At 54.3% G+C, this 14,843-nt stretch carries 14 protein-coding genes; 3 read left to right on the plus strand and 11 right to left on the minus strand.

All coding sequences use genetic code 11. The features are described from left to right. Nucleotides 1–251 precede the first annotated feature (251 nt). Nucleotides 252–362, plus strand: a complete 111-nt coding sequence (locus tag HJG40_RS15150; protein ID WP_226857421.1) for a hypothetical protein — start codon at nucleotides 252–254, stop codon at nucleotides 360–362. A 27-nt stretch (nucleotides 363–389) separates the two neighbouring features. On the opposite strand, the gene HJG40_RS11825 is transcribed toward HJG40_RS15150, so the two are convergent. The 3 genes from HJG40_RS11825 to HJG40_RS11835 are packed head-to-tail and all read right to left on the minus strand — an operon-like array spanning nucleotide 390 to nucleotide 5,093. Beyond that, nucleotides 390–1,793 carry an MFS transporter gene (locus HJG40_RS11825; RefSeq protein WP_215864379.1) on the minus strand — a complete coding sequence of 468 codons (1,404 nt, stop codon included), beginning with the start codon at nucleotides 1,791–1,793 and terminating at the stop codon, nucleotides 390–392. A gap of 17 nt (nucleotides 1,794–1,810) precedes the next feature. Then, on the minus strand, nucleotides 1,811–3,229 hold the full coding sequence (locus HJG40_RS11830; RefSeq protein ID WP_226857422.1) for a chloride channel protein: 1,419 nt from the start codon (nucleotides 3,227–3,229) through the stop codon (nucleotides 1,811–1,813). A gap of 13 nt (nucleotides 3,230–3,242) precedes the next feature. Next, the gene (locus HJG40_RS11835) at nucleotides 3,243–5,093 is read right to left on the minus strand and encodes a chloride channel protein (protein ID WP_215864380.1); all 1,851 of its coding nucleotides are present in this window, start codon (nucleotides 5,091–5,093) and stop codon (nucleotides 3,243–3,245) included. 291 nt (nucleotides 5,094–5,384) lie between these two features. Here HJG40_RS11835 and HJG40_RS11840 point away from each other — a divergent pair, with 291 nt between their 5' ends. Together HJG40_RS11840 and hemG are read left to right on the plus strand one after the other, a co-directional pair. Continuing rightward, nucleotides 5,385–6,425: an AI-2E family transporter gene (locus HJG40_RS11840; protein ID WP_215864381.1), complete on the plus strand. Its 1,041-nt coding sequence runs from the start codon at nucleotides 5,385–5,387 to the stop codon at nucleotides 6,423–6,425. A 5-nt stretch (nucleotides 6,426–6,430) separates the two neighbouring features. Beyond that, nucleotides 6,431–7,759, plus strand: a complete 1,329-nt coding sequence (gene hemG, locus HJG40_RS11845; protein ID WP_215864382.1) for a protoporphyrinogen oxidase — start codon at nucleotides 6,431–6,433, stop codon at nucleotides 7,757–7,759. Nucleotides 7,760–7,780: 21 nt separating this feature from the next. On the opposite strand, the gene HJG40_RS11850 is transcribed toward hemG, so the two are convergent. From HJG40_RS11850 to HJG40_RS11885, 8 genes are all read right to left on the minus strand, one after another. Then, nucleotides 7,781–8,650, minus strand: a complete 870-nt coding sequence (locus HJG40_RS11850) for a L,D-transpeptidase family protein (RefSeq protein ID WP_215864383.1) — start codon at nucleotides 8,648–8,650, stop codon at nucleotides 7,781–7,783. Between the two features lie 90 nt (nucleotides 8,651–8,740). After that, nucleotides 8,741–10,792 carry an ATP-dependent DNA helicase RecG gene (gene recG, locus HJG40_RS11855; RefSeq protein ID WP_215864384.1) on the minus strand — a complete coding sequence of 684 codons (2,052 nt, stop codon included), beginning with the start codon at nucleotides 10,790–10,792 and terminating at the stop codon, nucleotides 8,741–8,743. Nucleotides 10,793–10,796: 4 nt separating this feature from the next. Further along, nucleotides 10,797–11,012, minus strand: coding sequence for a DUF1858 domain-containing protein (locus HJG40_RS11860; RefSeq protein ID WP_215864385.1), 216 nt, complete (start codon nucleotides 11,010–11,012; stop codon nucleotides 10,797–10,799). A gap of 1 nt (nucleotide 11,013) precedes the next feature. Continuing rightward, complete coding sequence (locus tag HJG40_RS11865; RefSeq protein WP_226857423.1) at nucleotides 11,014–11,403, minus strand: Rid family detoxifying hydrolase; 390 nt, start codon at nucleotides 11,401–11,403, stop codon at nucleotides 11,014–11,016. Nucleotides 11,404–11,418: 15 nt separating this feature from the next. Next, complete coding sequence (locus HJG40_RS11870; protein ID WP_215864386.1) at nucleotides 11,419–13,698, minus strand: RelA/SpoT family protein; 2,280 nt, start codon at nucleotides 13,696–13,698, stop codon at nucleotides 11,419–11,421. Continuing rightward, complete coding sequence (gene rpoZ, locus HJG40_RS11875) at nucleotides 13,682–13,957, minus strand: DNA-directed RNA polymerase subunit omega (RefSeq protein WP_215864387.1); 276 nt, start codon at nucleotides 13,955–13,957, stop codon at nucleotides 13,682–13,684. Before rpoZ ends, HJG40_RS11870 begins: the two co-directional genes overlap by 17 nt. 22 nt (nucleotides 13,958–13,979) lie before the next feature. Further along, nucleotides 13,980–14,618 carry a guanylate kinase gene (gene gmk / locus HJG40_RS11880; RefSeq protein WP_215864388.1) on the minus strand — a complete coding sequence of 213 codons (639 nt, stop codon included), beginning with the start codon at nucleotides 14,616–14,618 and terminating at the stop codon, nucleotides 13,980–13,982. Nucleotides 14,619–14,624: 6 nt separating this feature from the next. Then, nucleotides 14,625–14,843: DUF1732 domain-containing protein (locus tag HJG40_RS11885; protein ID WP_215864389.1), on the minus strand; the 219-nt coding region annotated here is incomplete at its 5' end.

Below are 14,843 nucleotides of genomic sequence, written 5' to 3' on the forward strand. Positions count from 1 at the left end.
ACGCTCCATTATTGACCTGTTGCACACTGCCACCGACTACGTGCGTGCCGAGCAGGATTATAACGTCGCTTTCTACAATCAGGTGATTGCCCGGGTGCAACTCAAGGCGGCCTCCGGACAAATCAATATGGCTGACCTGCAGGCTATCAATGCCTTGTTGAAAAAAAGCGCTTAGCCTTAAAAACAGCTACGGCAATATCAAACGTGCAGAAGGTCAAGCGCGACAACGCGCAGAGGATGAGCCGTTCGAGATGCGCGTACCCAATGCTTTGACGGCGAAAACGCTGGCGAATAGCGAGCGCGGTGAGGATCTTCACCATGCCAAGGATGCTGAAGATCTGTTCAACCAGTTGGATATCTGATGCGCCAAGCCGACTATTCCGGCCAGTTCAAGCGCGATGTGAAGCAGTACCCGCCAGCACGCCCATCACCGCCTGCTCATCATACACTTTGCTGTCTACCTTGCAGTACACCGCGCCTTCATCCTTGAACACCGCCACCTCGGCAATACCCGGAAGCGCCAACAAACGGGTTGTTAGATTACTCTGACGCTCCGCCGCTTCTGTCAAAGTGAACACCCGGGTCGCCAGATAACGGGGCCGTTGCATGGTCAGGGCAACCACCAGCCAGATGGCATAAATAATGGCCACCGCCCAGAAAATATCGCTGTAATTACGCGCGCCCGGAATATACAGCAAACCACCCAGCAGCCCCCCACAAAAAGCACCCAGAAATTCGGAGGTAGTATACACACCCGTTGCCGTACCTTTGGCACCAGGATGACAGAATTTGGCGACCAACGAAGGCAGGCTGGCTTCAAGTACATTAAAGCCCATAAAAAACAGGAAAAGCGCCACAGCGATCAGCCAGATATTATGAGCTGACAGCGCCATTAAAATGACCGAAACCAGCAATATCGCAATGGCGATGATGAATACTTCCTTGAGCTTCCGTTTGGCCTCGCCCACGATAATCATCGGCAACATAGCTACAAAAGAGAGCAGCATGACCGGCAAATACAGCATCCATTGATCATTCAGACTGAGCAGCGGATGCCGGGGATCAATCAGCACCAGCGGCAACACCACAAATATGGCTGTGAGCCCGGTATGCAGGGAAAAAATGCCAAAATCCAGACGCAACAAGCTGGGATCACGCAACACATCACCCAACATGGCCGGGCTCATTTCCGCGTCGCGATGAAAGCGGGTGGGAACCGCCGGAATCACCAGGTAAAGAACGCCAATAGCCGCGAGGGACAGTACTGAAGTCAGCCAGAATATGCCACTCACCCCAATCCAGCCTGCAAGCGGTGCGGAAAGAATCAGCGAAATACTGAAGCTGATGCCAATGGTAATGCCGATAATCGCCATAGCCTTGGTCCAGCGTTCTTCCCGAACCAAGTCAGCGGTCAGCGCAATAATAGCGGCTGCTACTGCGCCAGCACCTTGAACAATACGACCAATCAACAACCATTCAATACTGGTCGCCGTAGCAGCAATGGCGCTGCCAATGGCAAAAATCAGCAGCCCTATGGCAATGACCGGTTTGCGTCCCCACTGGTCAGAAAGTTTGCCGAAGGGAATCTGAAAAAAGGCCTGGGTCAGGCCATAAGCACCCAGGGCAATACCTATTAACACCGGATGGTCCATGGCACCTCGTAAACCATGGGCATAAACAGAAAACACCGGGAGAACCAGAAAGAGTCCCAATAATCGCAGGCCAAATATTCCGGCTAGAGAAAATACGGCGCGTCGTTCCTTCTGATTGAGTGCGGCTTCAGGATTTTTCATGTACGGCTCCTTGCTGACTATTTGTCGGATGATTTATCCGGGTGGATTTTTTCCTGGACAACATAATGATTTTCCGGAATATCAAGACCCTTTTTGAAGAGCGGGTAGGTATAAATACTTTGCTCCAGAAACACCCGGCGCAATGCAAAAGCCGTCAGTGAGGTGACCATGGCCGGGAGCAAAATATGATAATTATTCGTCAATTCCACCACCATGACCGGCGCACTGATCAGGGCGCCGGTACTTGCCCCAACCATCCCCGCCATTCCGCACATGGCAAATAGTGGAATACTGCCATGCCAACCCAGCAAGCCCTCTGCCAGATAACCGACGCCTGCGCCCATGGCCGCTCCCATAAACAAGGAAGGAGAAAAAATCCCGCCAGAACCGCCCGTACCAATAGTCAGGCTGGTGGCAACGCCCTTCAGAATCAACAGTAAAATCAGAAAACCGAGCAGATGTAAGTGACCGGTTAAAATTTCCGAGATGGCAAAATAACTGCCACCAATCAGGTAATAATGGCCGGTAAACCAGAACAGTCCATACAGGAGCAAACCCACCAGCAACATGGCACTCATATGTCGCAGGTAAGGATTGGGCAAGTAATATTTGCTGGTCTGCCCCGTCCAGGTCAGTAACTGGATGAACAAAAAGCTCATCAAACCTGCCACAATGCCCAGTACCGCAAAAACCGGAAGCATCAGACTTCCAGAAAGGGCTGCCGTAGGTACATAAGCGAGGATATGAAAATTACCTAAACCGGTTTCTGTGATCCAGGTCGCGGAAACTGTTGCTACCAGCGTGGATAACACCGTCCAGGGGCGCCAATCGGGCACAATGACTTCCATGGCAAAAAACCAGCCACCCAGGGGGGCATTAAAAACCGCCGCGATGCCCGCACCGACGCCGCATCCCACCAGATGAATACGGCGGCTGTCGGACATGGGCAGCACATGGCCCATTAATGCGCCCATTGCCGCACCAAACTGCATGGCGGGTCCCTCGCGCCCCGCAGAACCTCCCGAACCCAGAGTCAGCGCTGTCGCCAGTGGCCGCAAAACGGCAATAATGGGACGTATGCGTCCACCATCCGTATGCACCGACTCCATAACCTGGCTGACTCCAGCGCCTTCCACTTCCGTGGCGACCCGTTGCACCAGAATGGTGACCAGAAAGGCACCCAATACCGGCACCAGAATCACCCACGGCCCCCAAAGTGCTGGTGTGGATGGCAAATGCTCATTGTAATAAAAACTCCAGCTTCCCTGAAAAAACAGGTTGTGGAGCAGCGCTATCAGATAATGGAAAAGCAGGGCACCGCCCCCGGTAAACAAGCCCACGAAAGCACCGAGAATGATCAGGCCGGGCCCTTCACCCGCCGGGGAAAGCCGACTATGCAAAGTGCGTCGCAGGCTTGTCCACGTCTGTTTCATCATACGGCATCACAGCTCATTGCGGACCTCGCTCCGGTCGCAGCAGGACCTGAGGCAGAGAGGCATAGCTGAGAATATCTTCCACGGTCACCACAGCCACCACATCCTCATGATGTTCGGGGGGATCCTTTTTGCAAAGCAGCGCGGTTTCACAGGCACAGGCGCGCAGACGGGCGACCAGATCATAAAGCTGACTGTCATCACGCACCGCCACCCAGTCGGTACTGGCCAGATCACTTAAGGGCACATGACGAATTTCCCGACGCAAAATTTCTGCCACCCGATGTGCGGGAATGACCGCCAAAGGCATGGTCCCTTCAATAATCAGCACATGGGGCAACTCGCGACGATGCAGGAGTATTTTTTGTAAATCTGCCAATGTCCGGTCTCCGCGTAGGCGGACCATGGGCGTTTCGATGAGTTGCGCCGCAGGACGCATCAGGTAAAGATTGCTGTGCCGGGCTTCAGGAATAAAATGTCCGCGCCGGATCAGCTTGCGCGTGTATATGCTCTCGCGGGTAAACAGTCTGCGTACACCAAAGGCCAAACCCGATACCACAATCAGCGGGATAATAATGTGGTAGTCATTGGTCATCTCAAAAATCATGACTGCGCCGGTGACGGCGGCCCCGGTAGACGCCCCGACCATCCCTGCCATACCCAATGCCGCGCCTACCGCCATACCCATTTGATATCCAGGAATCCAATGCGTTACCAGCGCTGCAAAAGCGCCCCCCAGCACGGCACCCACGAACAGGGAAGGAGAAAAAACCCCGCCGGACCCTCCCGAACCCAAAGTGACCGAAAAGGAAAACACCTTCAATACCAACAACAGCAGCAGAAAGCCGGGATTCAGCAGGGTACTTTCCAGAACATTCTGAACAGTGGCATATCCCACACCCTCCACATAATAATGTCCGGTGAAGCGTTGGATTAAATACATGGCCAGGCCCACCGATGCCATTCCCAGAATGGTGCGCAGGTAAGCGTTCTTGAACCACTTTTCCAGCAAGTCTTCAGTCCAGTAAAGGGTATTGGTGAACAGCAAACCCACGCCCCCCACCAACAATCCAAAAATGACATATGCTGCGTAATCAGCGGCTGTTTCATGGGCTGTACTGGCGATAATGCTGGCAGGAATCACAAAAGAAGGATGATTTCCCAGAAATAGTCGTGACACAAAGGTGGCTGTTCCCGTGGCGATCATAACCGGTACCAACGTACGGGCACTGACTTCCACCAGCATCAACTCCACCGCAAACAGAATGCCCCCAACCGGCGTATTGAAAGTGGCTGCAATTCCGGCACCAGCACCGGCAGCAATCAAGCCCAGACGCTGCCACTCATGCAAGCGCAACCATTGCGATAGGCTGGATCCAAAAGCTGCGCCCATCTGAATAATGGGCCCTTCCCGACCCACGGAGCCACCACTGCCAATGGTAATGGCCGAAGCCAGCGCCTTGATCAAAACCACAGCCGGGCGAATCACTCCGCGTTTGTAGTAGATAGCATCCATCACCTCGGGCACGCCATGACCTTTGGCCTCGGGCGCAAAGTTGCGCACCAGCCAGACGACAATCAGACCACCGATAATGGGGGCCAAAATGATTCCTGCACCCCAGATACTGGCATCGGAATGTTTTAGCGCATCAAAAGAAAAGGACCACTGACCAAAGAAAAACAGGTTGTGCATCAGGCCGATGAGACGCCGAAACGCCACTGCCCCCAGCCCGGCGATGATGCCAACAAAAAAGGCCAGCAACAGATGGAATAAGGGATTGCGGCGCAGCTTGCCCTGCCATCCGCCTACTTCTCTTTCGATTACATGCGTCAAAACTTCAGAATCTATTGGGGTATTTTCCGGCATTACAAACTCTTGGAAATGATTTTTTTCGACGATACGCTATCTTTGGAATTCAAACAAATCGATTTAGTTGAACATTGATTCGGATCATTTGATGAATATTAGTGCAGAACAATAGCTGACCCTCTTACTGCTCGCCGAAACCGGCAACGTTAGCGAAGTCGCCTCTCGCCTGCGTCTTTGAGGGGGATATGGATATTCTCGGCATCGACAAAAACACCCATAGCCGAACTCTACACGACTGATATACTCTGCAAATTCGCGGCTTGATCCACACGGAGCATACGTCAATTCATGCAACGCTTTTTTTTCCTGGCCACTTTGATTTTGCTGGGCTGGTTGACGATTCGTCTGTCTCCCGTTCTTACCCCTTTTTTACTGGCAGCCATTCTCGCCTATCTGGGTAACCCTCTGGTGACTTATCTCCAGCGTCATCGCATTGGCCGCAGTTGGGGCACCACATTGGTGTTTGTGATTGTCCTGCTGATTTTTGCGGGGAGCATCATGGCCCTGCTACCCGTCATCAAGCATCAATCCCTGCTTTTTGTGGACTACCTGCAAAAATACGGAGGATTACTGCAAAGCCGTTTGATTCCGCAGCTTGCCGCAGAAACAGGTATTCAACTGGATAGCGACGCTATTTCCCACTATGCCACCAGTAATGCCCAAAAGCTGGCAGCCTGGCTGGGACATGGCGTACAAGTCGCCTTGAGTTCCGGGTCAGGATTATTAACCGGCGCATTAAGTATCATTCTGGTGCCAGTTTTGGGTTTTTATTTGTTACGGGACTGGCCACGATTACTGGTCCGGATTGATCAGTGGATTCCGCAAAAGCATGCGCCCTTGATCCGTCTTCTGAGCCGCGATGCCGACACCATGCTGATGGCTTTTCTGCGTGGCCAACTGCTGGTCATGCTCGCCCTGGGGTGCAGTTATGCCATTGGTCTCAGCATTATCGGTCTTAAAACCGCCATGCTGATTGGTCTGATAGCTGGAATTCTGAGTTTTGTGCCTTATCTGGGCGTCATCAGCGGTGTCCTCATGGCCAGCCTCGCCATGTATGTGCAAACCGGCTCGCTGCTTTCAGTTGCGTGGGTGTTGTTGGTTTTTTTCATCGGTCAAATTCTCGAAAGTATGGTATTTACTCCTTATCTGGTAGGAGATCGCATCGGCCTGCATCCTGTAGCCGTGATATTTGCCGTTATGGCCGGAGGAGAGTTGTTCGGTTTTATCGGCCTCCTGCTCGCCCTACCCGTCACTGCCGTATTAGTGGCATTATTACGGCATTTTCAAAGCTGGTATTTGCAAAGCCCTTACTATCTGGGCAAGGAATAAACCTCTTGGATAAAGTCATCATTATTGGTGGCGGACTTTCCGGTCTTGCCAGCGCCTATTTTTTGCAGCAACAAGGCGTGCCGTCCCGTTTGCTGGAAGCAGCACCCCAAGTGGGGGGCAATCTCCTGAGCATACAAGAAAATGGTTTTCTGCGAGATGCAGGACCAAATTCGCTGATGATCAAAGGTCAGGTGGTTCCGGCACTGATTGAGTCACTTCAACTGGAACAGGAAATCATAGAGGCCAACCCTCTGGCTAAAAGGCGCTACATACTTAATCGTAAGCGCCAACTGGTCCCACTCGGACCGGGGGTACTATTCAGCGGAAAGTTACTCTCCCTGCAAGGTCGCTTGCGCCTCCTCAGCGAAGCTTTTCGCGGGCGAGGCAACTCTGCAGTAGAAGAAAGCATCGCCACCTTTGTACGCCGCCGCCTGGGTCCAGAGGTACTTACCTGGCTGGTTGATCCTTTTGTTTCGGGGGTATTTGCCGGAGATCCGGAACGACTGGCGGTAGCCGCTACTTTTCCGCGCCTGGTCAAAATGGAACAGGAACATGGATCATTATTCAGAGCCGCGCTTGCTGCCCGTAAAAACCCCAAAAATACCAAGCCGCGCCTGATTTCCTTCCGCAAGGGCTTGCAGGCTTTACCCCTGCGCATGGCGGAACGGCTGGAGGGGCCCCTCCACTGCAACGCGCCGGTAGATCTATTACAACAACACAAGGACGGAAGTTGGGAAGTATTCAGTCAACAACAAAGCTGGCGCAGTGAAAAAATCATTCTGGCTCTACCTGCCCATAAAGCTGCGGCCCTGCTCGCAACGCTTCAGCCGACCTTGGCGGCAGAACTGGAAGCCATCAGCTATCCAGCAGTCACTACGCTTTCTATAGGATTCCCGCGCCACAGTGTTGAGCATCCTCTGGATGGTTTCGGCATGCTGATTCCCCGTACGATGGGGCTGGAAACCTTGGGCGTCCTGTTCTCCTCCACACTCTTTCCAGATCGCGCCGATCCAGAGCAAGTGCTGATGACGGCATTCATTGGCGGCAGCCAGAATCCTTTGCAGGGTCGCAGTGACAGCGACCTTCTCCAGACCGTTTTACGCGAAATCCAACCGATTTTAGGCATAACGGGAGAACCCAGCTTCAGTCGTTGCCAAAATTGGCCAGAGGCCATCCCCCAATATGAATCAGGCCATCTGGCTCGCCTGGAACGCATCGCCAAAATGACCGACCAGATTCCTGGATTGTATTTCCGCGCCAACTGGAGTGACGGTGTCGCCCTGGGTGATTGTATGGAAGCCGCCCGGCAACTCAGCCAGAAGCTCGCAAACTAAAGTTTCCGAGGCTACAGCGCTTTACTGATTTTTTCCCAGTCTGGCCAGGAGCACGTCCATATCTGTTTTAGGGGAAGAAGCGGACGACTTTTGTGGGCCCGGATTGCGGGCGTATTGGACGGGGCTTAAGTGCGTGGTCTTGCGGTGCTGATACTGTGACCATGCCAGTGCTGCTTTTGGGTCAAAATTACGTCGATAACCCTTCACCTCACCCACAATTTCCACCGGGGTGCCGACCTGTACCAGCGCCGCAATTTGTTGCGCATTCCAGTTGGACAAGGCTACGCAGCCCGCCGTCCAGCGACCTGGAAACACCTTGCTTTCGGGATCATCAGAAAACTGCGGACCCATACCATGAATGCCTATTTCGCCGCCCAACGGGGTATTTTGAGGTGGGGTCTGACCGGCATCAATGGCGTCCACAATCGCCCGATACTGGCTATGGGTAATAATACCCTCTTGCAATCCCCACTCGGCATTTTCCTTGTTGGGATAGGTGAGTCCCATGAAGGGGCCATACTGGGTGCCGTGAAGAATCCAGCCAATATGATAATGGCCCACCGGCGTGACATCATCGCCACGCATACGACGCGGTGCCGAACCGTTAAAGCCAATAGCCACAGGGTAAGTAGCCAGGAGCGTGTCACCCCGATAAATCCTCAGCAGATGCGCAGTGGTTGAGACCACTATCCGCACAGGTTGCTGCTGTGCAAGCGCAGAAACTGTCGGCGATACTACTGGTGCCACAGGGGTAATGACGGGCGCTTTGATTTGCGCCGCATAATAGGCCACAGAATGCACGGGCGGCGTAGAAATGTGGGGAGCACATCCGTCCAGACCCCACAGAACCAATAAGCCCAGCAGCCACCACCATTTTCTTAAATTACCCATGCACCTGCTTCCTTGGTATTTTCATTTTAATGCTTTCATAATATACCCGAGATAGATCATCAAAGTCCATGATAATCGGCATGTTTTCACTCAACCCACCTGGCTGTAATCTAGCCGATTACCCAACCAGCGCTGAATCAGAGCCTGCACTGCTTCTGGATTTTCGTGCAGCAATTGCGCGGCAAGGCGTGGCAACTCGGCCAGAAGCGCTTCATCACGCATCATGTCTGCCACCCGCATCTGCAGTAATCCGGTTTGACGCGTGCCCAGATACTCGCCCGGGCCGCGCAATTCGAGGTCCTTGCGGGCAATCACAAAGCCATCGCGACTGTCACGCATAACCTGCAGGCGCGCCCGGGCTTTTTCACCCAAAGGCGGATGATAAAGGAGTACACAACTACTTTGCCGTTGACCACGCCCGACCCTGCCGCGCAACTGATGAAGTTGCGCAAGGCCCATCCGTTCTGCATGCTCAATCACCATCAGACTGGCATTGGGCACGTCCACGCCGACCTCAATGACCGTGGTCGCCACTAAAATTCTGGTTTTCCCGGCCTTGAAATCTGCCATGACCCGAGCCTTTTCGGCCGCAGGCAGGCGTCCATGGACCAGAGCAATGGCCACTTCCGGCAATGCTGCCTGTAAATCGGCATAACTGGTTTCTGCTGCCTGCAGCGCCAAAATCTCGGATTCTTCGATGAGCGGACAAACCCAGTAAATCTGATCCCCTTCAGCCAGTCTGTGCTGCATGCGGGTCATCAATTCTGCCCGCCTGGTATCAGCAACAACCAGGGTTTCTACGGGACGGCGCCCCGGCGGCAGAGCGTCAATAATCGACAAATCCAGGTCCGCATGGACTGTCATCGCCAAAGTTCGGGGAATAGGTGTCGCCGTCATCACCAGAAGATGAGGAATGGTTCCCTTTTCCAGCAACTGCCGGCGCTGATCCACGCCAAAGCGATGTTGTTCATCAATAATCACCAGACCCAGTCCGGCAAATTTTACGTCATCCTGAAAAAGTGCCTGGGTACCCACGATAATCTGAAGGCGTTGCTGGTGTAAATTTTCCAGCACCTCGCGTCGGGCTTTTTGGCCAAGCCCCCCCACCAGAAAACCCACCTGAATACCGAGAGGAGTCAACCATTCCACAAAGCGGTCATGCAACTGTTCGGCAAGAATTTCCGTCGGTGCCATCAGCGCCACCTGATAATTTTGCTCCACAGCCGTCAATGCTGCCGCTGCGGCCACCAGAGTTTTGCCGGAGCCCACATCACCTTGCAACAAACGCCGCATGGGCCGGGCCTGGGCCATATTCTGGTTAATTTCCGCAATGACCCGCTGCTGCGCAGCGGTCGGAGCAAAAGGCAATTGTTTCAGAAACGCAAGCCAGAGACGCCCACTGGCCTTGATGACCGGAGCACCCGTTTCATCACTGGCCGTACGGGCAGAGCGAATAGCCAGATGATTGGCAAGTAGCTCTTCCAACGCCAGACGCTGCCAGGCAGGATGCGCAGGCGTCGGCACTTCTTCTGCACTTTCGTGCAAAAGCCGCAGCCCCTCACCCAGAGGTGGCCACGCCGGACCTAAATATTTCGCCAGATAATCGGGGAGTTGGTCCACCAGGGTCAGTGCCTGGGCAACCCAGCGCCGCCATTGTGCCTGGGTAATTCCCTGGGTACTGGGATAAAAAGGGGTCAGGTGGGTAGGCGCCTGAAATTGCGGCTGGTCGGCCATTTGCCACTCAGGATGCACCATTTCCAGACCCTGGTAACCCGCACGGGTTTCTCCAAAACACCATAAACGCCTGCCCTTCTGCCATTGGGCACGCATCGGTGCCAGCATGTGAAAAAGGCGGATATACAGTTGTCCAGTACCGTCACTGAGGGTCACCAGCCACTGATCGCGACGCCCGCGCAAGTGTTCGACATGGGTAATCTCGCCCAGCACCGCGCCTTCCTGTTCAGGCAACAAAGTCCCGATAGGCAAAATATGGCGCCGGTCCTGGTAACGGCTGGGCAAATGGAAAAGAACATCCTGGACCCGCCAGATATCCATGCGCTGCAAGCGCTGGACCAGTGCCGGACCGACGCCTCGCAGCGCCGAAACCGAACTTTGCAGATAGAGAGGAGAGGAGGCAGGCACCTGCTCAGTCGCTGTGCGGCAGAGCCTCGCGATGGGCCCACTCGTTCAGGATTTCATCAAGATCTACCGCATGCATCCGCGCCACCCCGGCCAGGGTTTCGCGATCAGCAATAAAGCATTCACCACAATGAATACCCCGCTCTTCCAGCAACGATACCAGCACCGGATGTTCCTGCAACAGAACCCGCATCGGCTGGGCTAGAAGTTCGGCGCGCTCCATATCAGTCCAATTTGCCCAAGGCGACAATACCGTCAATTTCCACCTGGGCACCCCGGGGTAGTGCCGCAACCTGCACTACCGCCCGGGCTGGATAGGGCTGCGCAAACTCCGCCTCCAAAGCCTGGTTGACCGCTGCAAAATTGTTGAGATCCGTCAGAAAAACCTGCAGTTTGATGGCCTGTTGCAAGTCCGTACCGGCAGCCGCGCAGACCGCCTTGAGGTTGTCCAGCACACGCCGGATCTGCAGTGAAAAGTCACCTTCCACCATCTGCCCGGTACCGGGGTCCAGCGGTATTTGTCCAGACAGATAGAGCAGACCGTTATGGGTCATCGCCTGACTGTATGCGCCAATAGCCTGAGGTGCTGCATCACTATGTACTGGTGTCGGCATAATTTCTCCTTGGATTTAATTCTTGACCCGCTGTACCCGGGACACCATGGGCAAACTCCGCAAACTGCGCATGATTTTCGCCAGATGGTCCCGGTCATGAGCTAATATGGTAAAGGTGATTCCGGTATAGAGTCCATCCTGGGGCTCAATATCCACATGATCAATGTTGGAATCTTCATCGGAGATCAAGGTAGCAATGCGGGCCAGAACGCCCCGGGCACTTTCTGCCACCACCCGGATAGTCACCGGGAAATCTCCATGCGCATCGGGGTCCCACTGCACATCTACCCAACGATCACGACGCTTGCGCCATTCTCGAATGTTATGACAATCGTGGGTATGAACCACCACCCCTTTGCCAGCGCTGATAAAACCTAAAATCGGATCACCCGGGATCGGTCGGCAGCAACGCGCCAAGGTCACCGGCAAACCCTCAGTGCCGCGAATCAGCAGCGGTTTTTTCACCGCCACCTCACGATTCAGACGGCTGGGCAGCAGTTGGCTTACCGCCTGACCCAGACGCCGCGCGGTTTGCGCCAAACGTCCCCGGTCATCTTCTTCCGGCAACAACTTATGGGCCGCGACCAGCGGAAACACTTCGCCCATCCCGATGGCCGCCAGCAATTGGCCCTCCTCCTGAACATTGAAAGTGCCCAGGACGCGCCGCCAATCCGCCGCTTCCAGCTGTTGATAATTTCCACCCAAACTCTGCAGAGCCTTCTCCAGCAAATTGCGACCGAGGGTTTCCGCATCTTCGCGTTGAATGGTTTTGAGATAGGCCCTGACACTGCTACGGGCCTTGGCAGTGACGACCACATCCAGCCAGCCAGGCTGAGGATGCGCCGATGTGGCAGTGACAATATCCACCTTGTCGCCATTATTCAGAGGACTGCGCAGGGGCACATACATATCATTTACGCGTGCTGCCACCGCCTGATTCCCAATATCCGTATGCACGGCATAGGCAAAATCAACGGCGGTAGCACCACGCGGCAGACTGAGAATTTTTCCTTTGGGCGTGAATACATACACCTCATCAGGAAAAAGATCGAGCTTGACACTTTCAAGGAACTCCTGAGAGTCACCGCCCTGAGTCTGCAATTCCAGTAAGCGCTGCAGCCAGGCCCGGGCCTGGGTTTCGGCGTGGGCATGATTCATCCCGGTTTTGTAAAGCCAGTGGGCCGCCACACCGGCTTCCGCCACCCGGTGCATATCTTCAGTGCGAATCTGGACTTCTACGGGGTGCCCGAAAGGCCCCAGCAACACCGTGTGCAGGGACTGGTAGCCGTTGGACTTGGGAATCGCGATATAATCCTTAAAGCGCCCGGGGATGGGCCGATATAAGCTATGAATAATGCCCAACACCCGATAGCAGGTATCCACATCCGCCACAATCACCCGAAAGGCATGCAAATCGAGAATGGAACTAAAAGCCATTCCCTTTTTTTGCATCTTGCTGTAAATGCTGTAAACATGCTTTTCCCGGCCACTGACCTGGGCTTCAAAACCCTCCTGATGGAGACGGTCCAGCAACGCTTGTTCGATTTTCTGGACGGCCTCCTTGCGATGACCACGCGCCGCTTTGACGGCTTCGTTGAGGGTATGCCAGCGCTTGGGATAAAGATGGGAAAAGGCCAGTTCTTCGAGCTCAATACGAATGGCATGAATACCCAGACGCTGGGCAATCGGGGCATAAATATCGAGGGTTTCACGGGAAATCCGCCGCCTTTTTTCGGGAGTCATCACTCCCATCGTGCGCATGTTGTGCAGTCGGTCAGCCAGCTTGATCAGCACTACCCGAATATCCCGGGACATGGCCAGAAACATTTTACGGAAATTTTCGGCCTGGGCTTCTTCCCTGGTTTCAAAACGGACCTGACCGAGCTTGCTGACGCCATCGACCATTTCCGCGACTTCCGGGCCAAAACGCTCGGCAAGACTTTCCTTGCTGATGCCACAATCTTCAATGACATCATGCAGCAAGGCTGCCTGGACGGTAAAAATATCCAGCTGCAATTCCGCCAGAATACAGGCTACCGCTACCGGATGATGAATATAGGGCTCACCACTGCGACGGGTTTGCTCGCCATGCGCCGCCAGTGCCAGTTCATAGGCTTCCCGGACCCGGGCCACTTCTTCTGGAGTCATGTACTGCTGCAATAACGCCCGCAAAGGCGCGCAGGGATCATCCAGTGCCGGCTTTACCGGTGGTAGCCGCAATACTTCACCGACCCCGGATGCCAAAGGCAATACAGGGACGGAGACCACCTCAACCGATTCAGGCGCCGGAGGCATCCTCTGCTCCCGCTAAATCGCGACCGGCTGCGCCCGGAAAATTAGGCATGGGGGGTGGCATCTGCTCATCCAGAATGGTACGCGTTACCAAACCAGCTGCCACTTCGCGAAGGGCCACTACGGTATTTTTGTCCCGTCCTGCTTCCACTCCGGCTATGGCTCCAGACGCCAGCTGCCGGGCACGACGCGCCGCCACCAGGGTCAGCTCAAAACGATTGGTGACATTTTCCAGACAATCTTCAACTGTTACTCTCGCCATTTCTACTTACCTTATTTCAGAGTTAATGAATCATACCCAAAAGATCTTTCAGACGCTGATGCTGGGCATGCTGTTGGCTACCCAAACGCAAATGTTCGGCATGGACAATGCTGCGCAAATCTGCCAGCGCCGTTTCAAACTGGTCATTCACCACCAGATAATCAAATTCGTCATAATGTAGCAACTCTTCACGCGCTGCCGCCACGCGCCGCGCAATGACTTCATCCGAATCCTGGGCACGACCCCGCAAGCGGGTTTCCAGCGCATCCAGTGAAGGCGGCAGAATAAAAATACTGACGGCCTGTCCTGGTAAACGTTCACGCACCTGGCGTGCGCCCTGCCAGTCTATCTCCAGCAACACATCCATACCGGCAAACAGCTGACTTTTGACCCAGGGCTCACTCGTACCATAACCATTACCATGCACCCGGGCGTATTCCAGAAACTCGCCCCGCTCCGCCATTTCACTAAACTGGGCCATTTCCACGAAATGGTAGTCTGTGCCATCCACTTCTCCGGGCCGTGCCGGACGCGTGGTGTAGGAAACCGAAGTGCGAAACTGCGGCGTCACCTCTACCAGCGCTCGCGACAAGCTGGTTTTGCCCGCCCCGCTAGGCGCCGAAATAATCCACAGGATACCGCGTTCTGCGCTACTCGTCATGATTTTCTACTCCACATTCTGTACCTGCTCGCGCATCTGTTCGATCAACACCTTCAGTTCAACAGAAGCAAAAGTCACCTGACTGTCTGCGGCCTTGGAGGCGAGGGTGTTGGCTTCGCGATTGAGCTCCTGCATTAAAAAATCCAGACGCCGTCCAACCGCCTCGCGGCGGGTCAGTATCCGCCTTAATTCTTGCAGAAGAACTGGATCGGCTGGATACGCATC

Origin of the sequence: Acidithiobacillus concretivorus (genome assembly GCF_018853445.1) — a bacterium.
Taxonomy (GTDB): Bacteria; Pseudomonadota; Gammaproteobacteria; order Acidithiobacillales; family Acidithiobacillaceae; genus Acidithiobacillus; species Acidithiobacillus concretivorus.

What these genes read in the sequence shown, in the direction of transcription:
- rpoZ (WP_215864387.1), bottom strand. Translation starts at nt 13,957, where the DNA reads ATGGCGAGAGTAACAGTTGAAGATTGTCTGGAAAATGTCACCAATCGT.
- HJG40_RS11860 (WP_215864385.1), bottom strand. Translation starts at nt 11,012, where the DNA reads ATGGAGCGCGCCGAACTTCTAGCCCAGCCGATGCGGGTTCTGTTGCAG.
- HJG40_RS11870 (WP_215864386.1), bottom strand. Translation starts at nt 13,698, where the DNA reads ATGCCTCCGGCGCCTGAATCGGTTGAGGTGGTCTCCGTCCCTGTATTG.
- HJG40_RS11850 (WP_215864383.1), bottom strand. Translation starts at nt 8,650, where the DNA reads ATGGGTAATTTAAGAAAATGGTGGTGGCTGCTGGGCTTATTGGTTCTG.
- HJG40_RS11840 (WP_215864381.1), top strand. Translation starts at nt 5,385, where the DNA reads ATGCAACGCTTTTTTTTCCTGGCCACTTTGATTTTGCTGGGCTGGTTG.
- HJG40_RS11835 (WP_215864380.1), bottom strand. Translation starts at nt 5,093, where the DNA reads ATGCCGGAAAATACCCCAATAGATTCTGAAGTTTTGACGCATGTAATC.
- HJG40_RS11830 (WP_226857422.1), bottom strand. Translation starts at nt 3,229, where the DNA reads ATGATGAAACAGACGTGGACAAGCCTGCGACGCACTTTGCATAGTCGG.
- HJG40_RS15150 (WP_226857421.1), top strand. Translation starts at nt 252, where the DNA reads ATGCGCGTACCCAATGCTTTGACGGCGAAAACGCTGGCGAATAGCGAG.
- HJG40_RS11865 (WP_226857423.1), bottom strand. Translation starts at nt 11,403, where the DNA reads ATGCCGACACCAGTACATAGTGATGCAGCACCTCAGGCTATTGGCGCA.
- HJG40_RS11825 (WP_215864379.1), bottom strand. Translation starts at nt 1,793, where the DNA reads ATGAAAAATCCTGAAGCCGCACTCAATCAGAAGGAACGACGCGCCGTA.
- gmk (WP_215864388.1), bottom strand. Translation starts at nt 14,618, where the DNA reads ATGACGAGTAGCGCAGAACGCGGTATCCTGTGGATTATTTCGGCGCCT.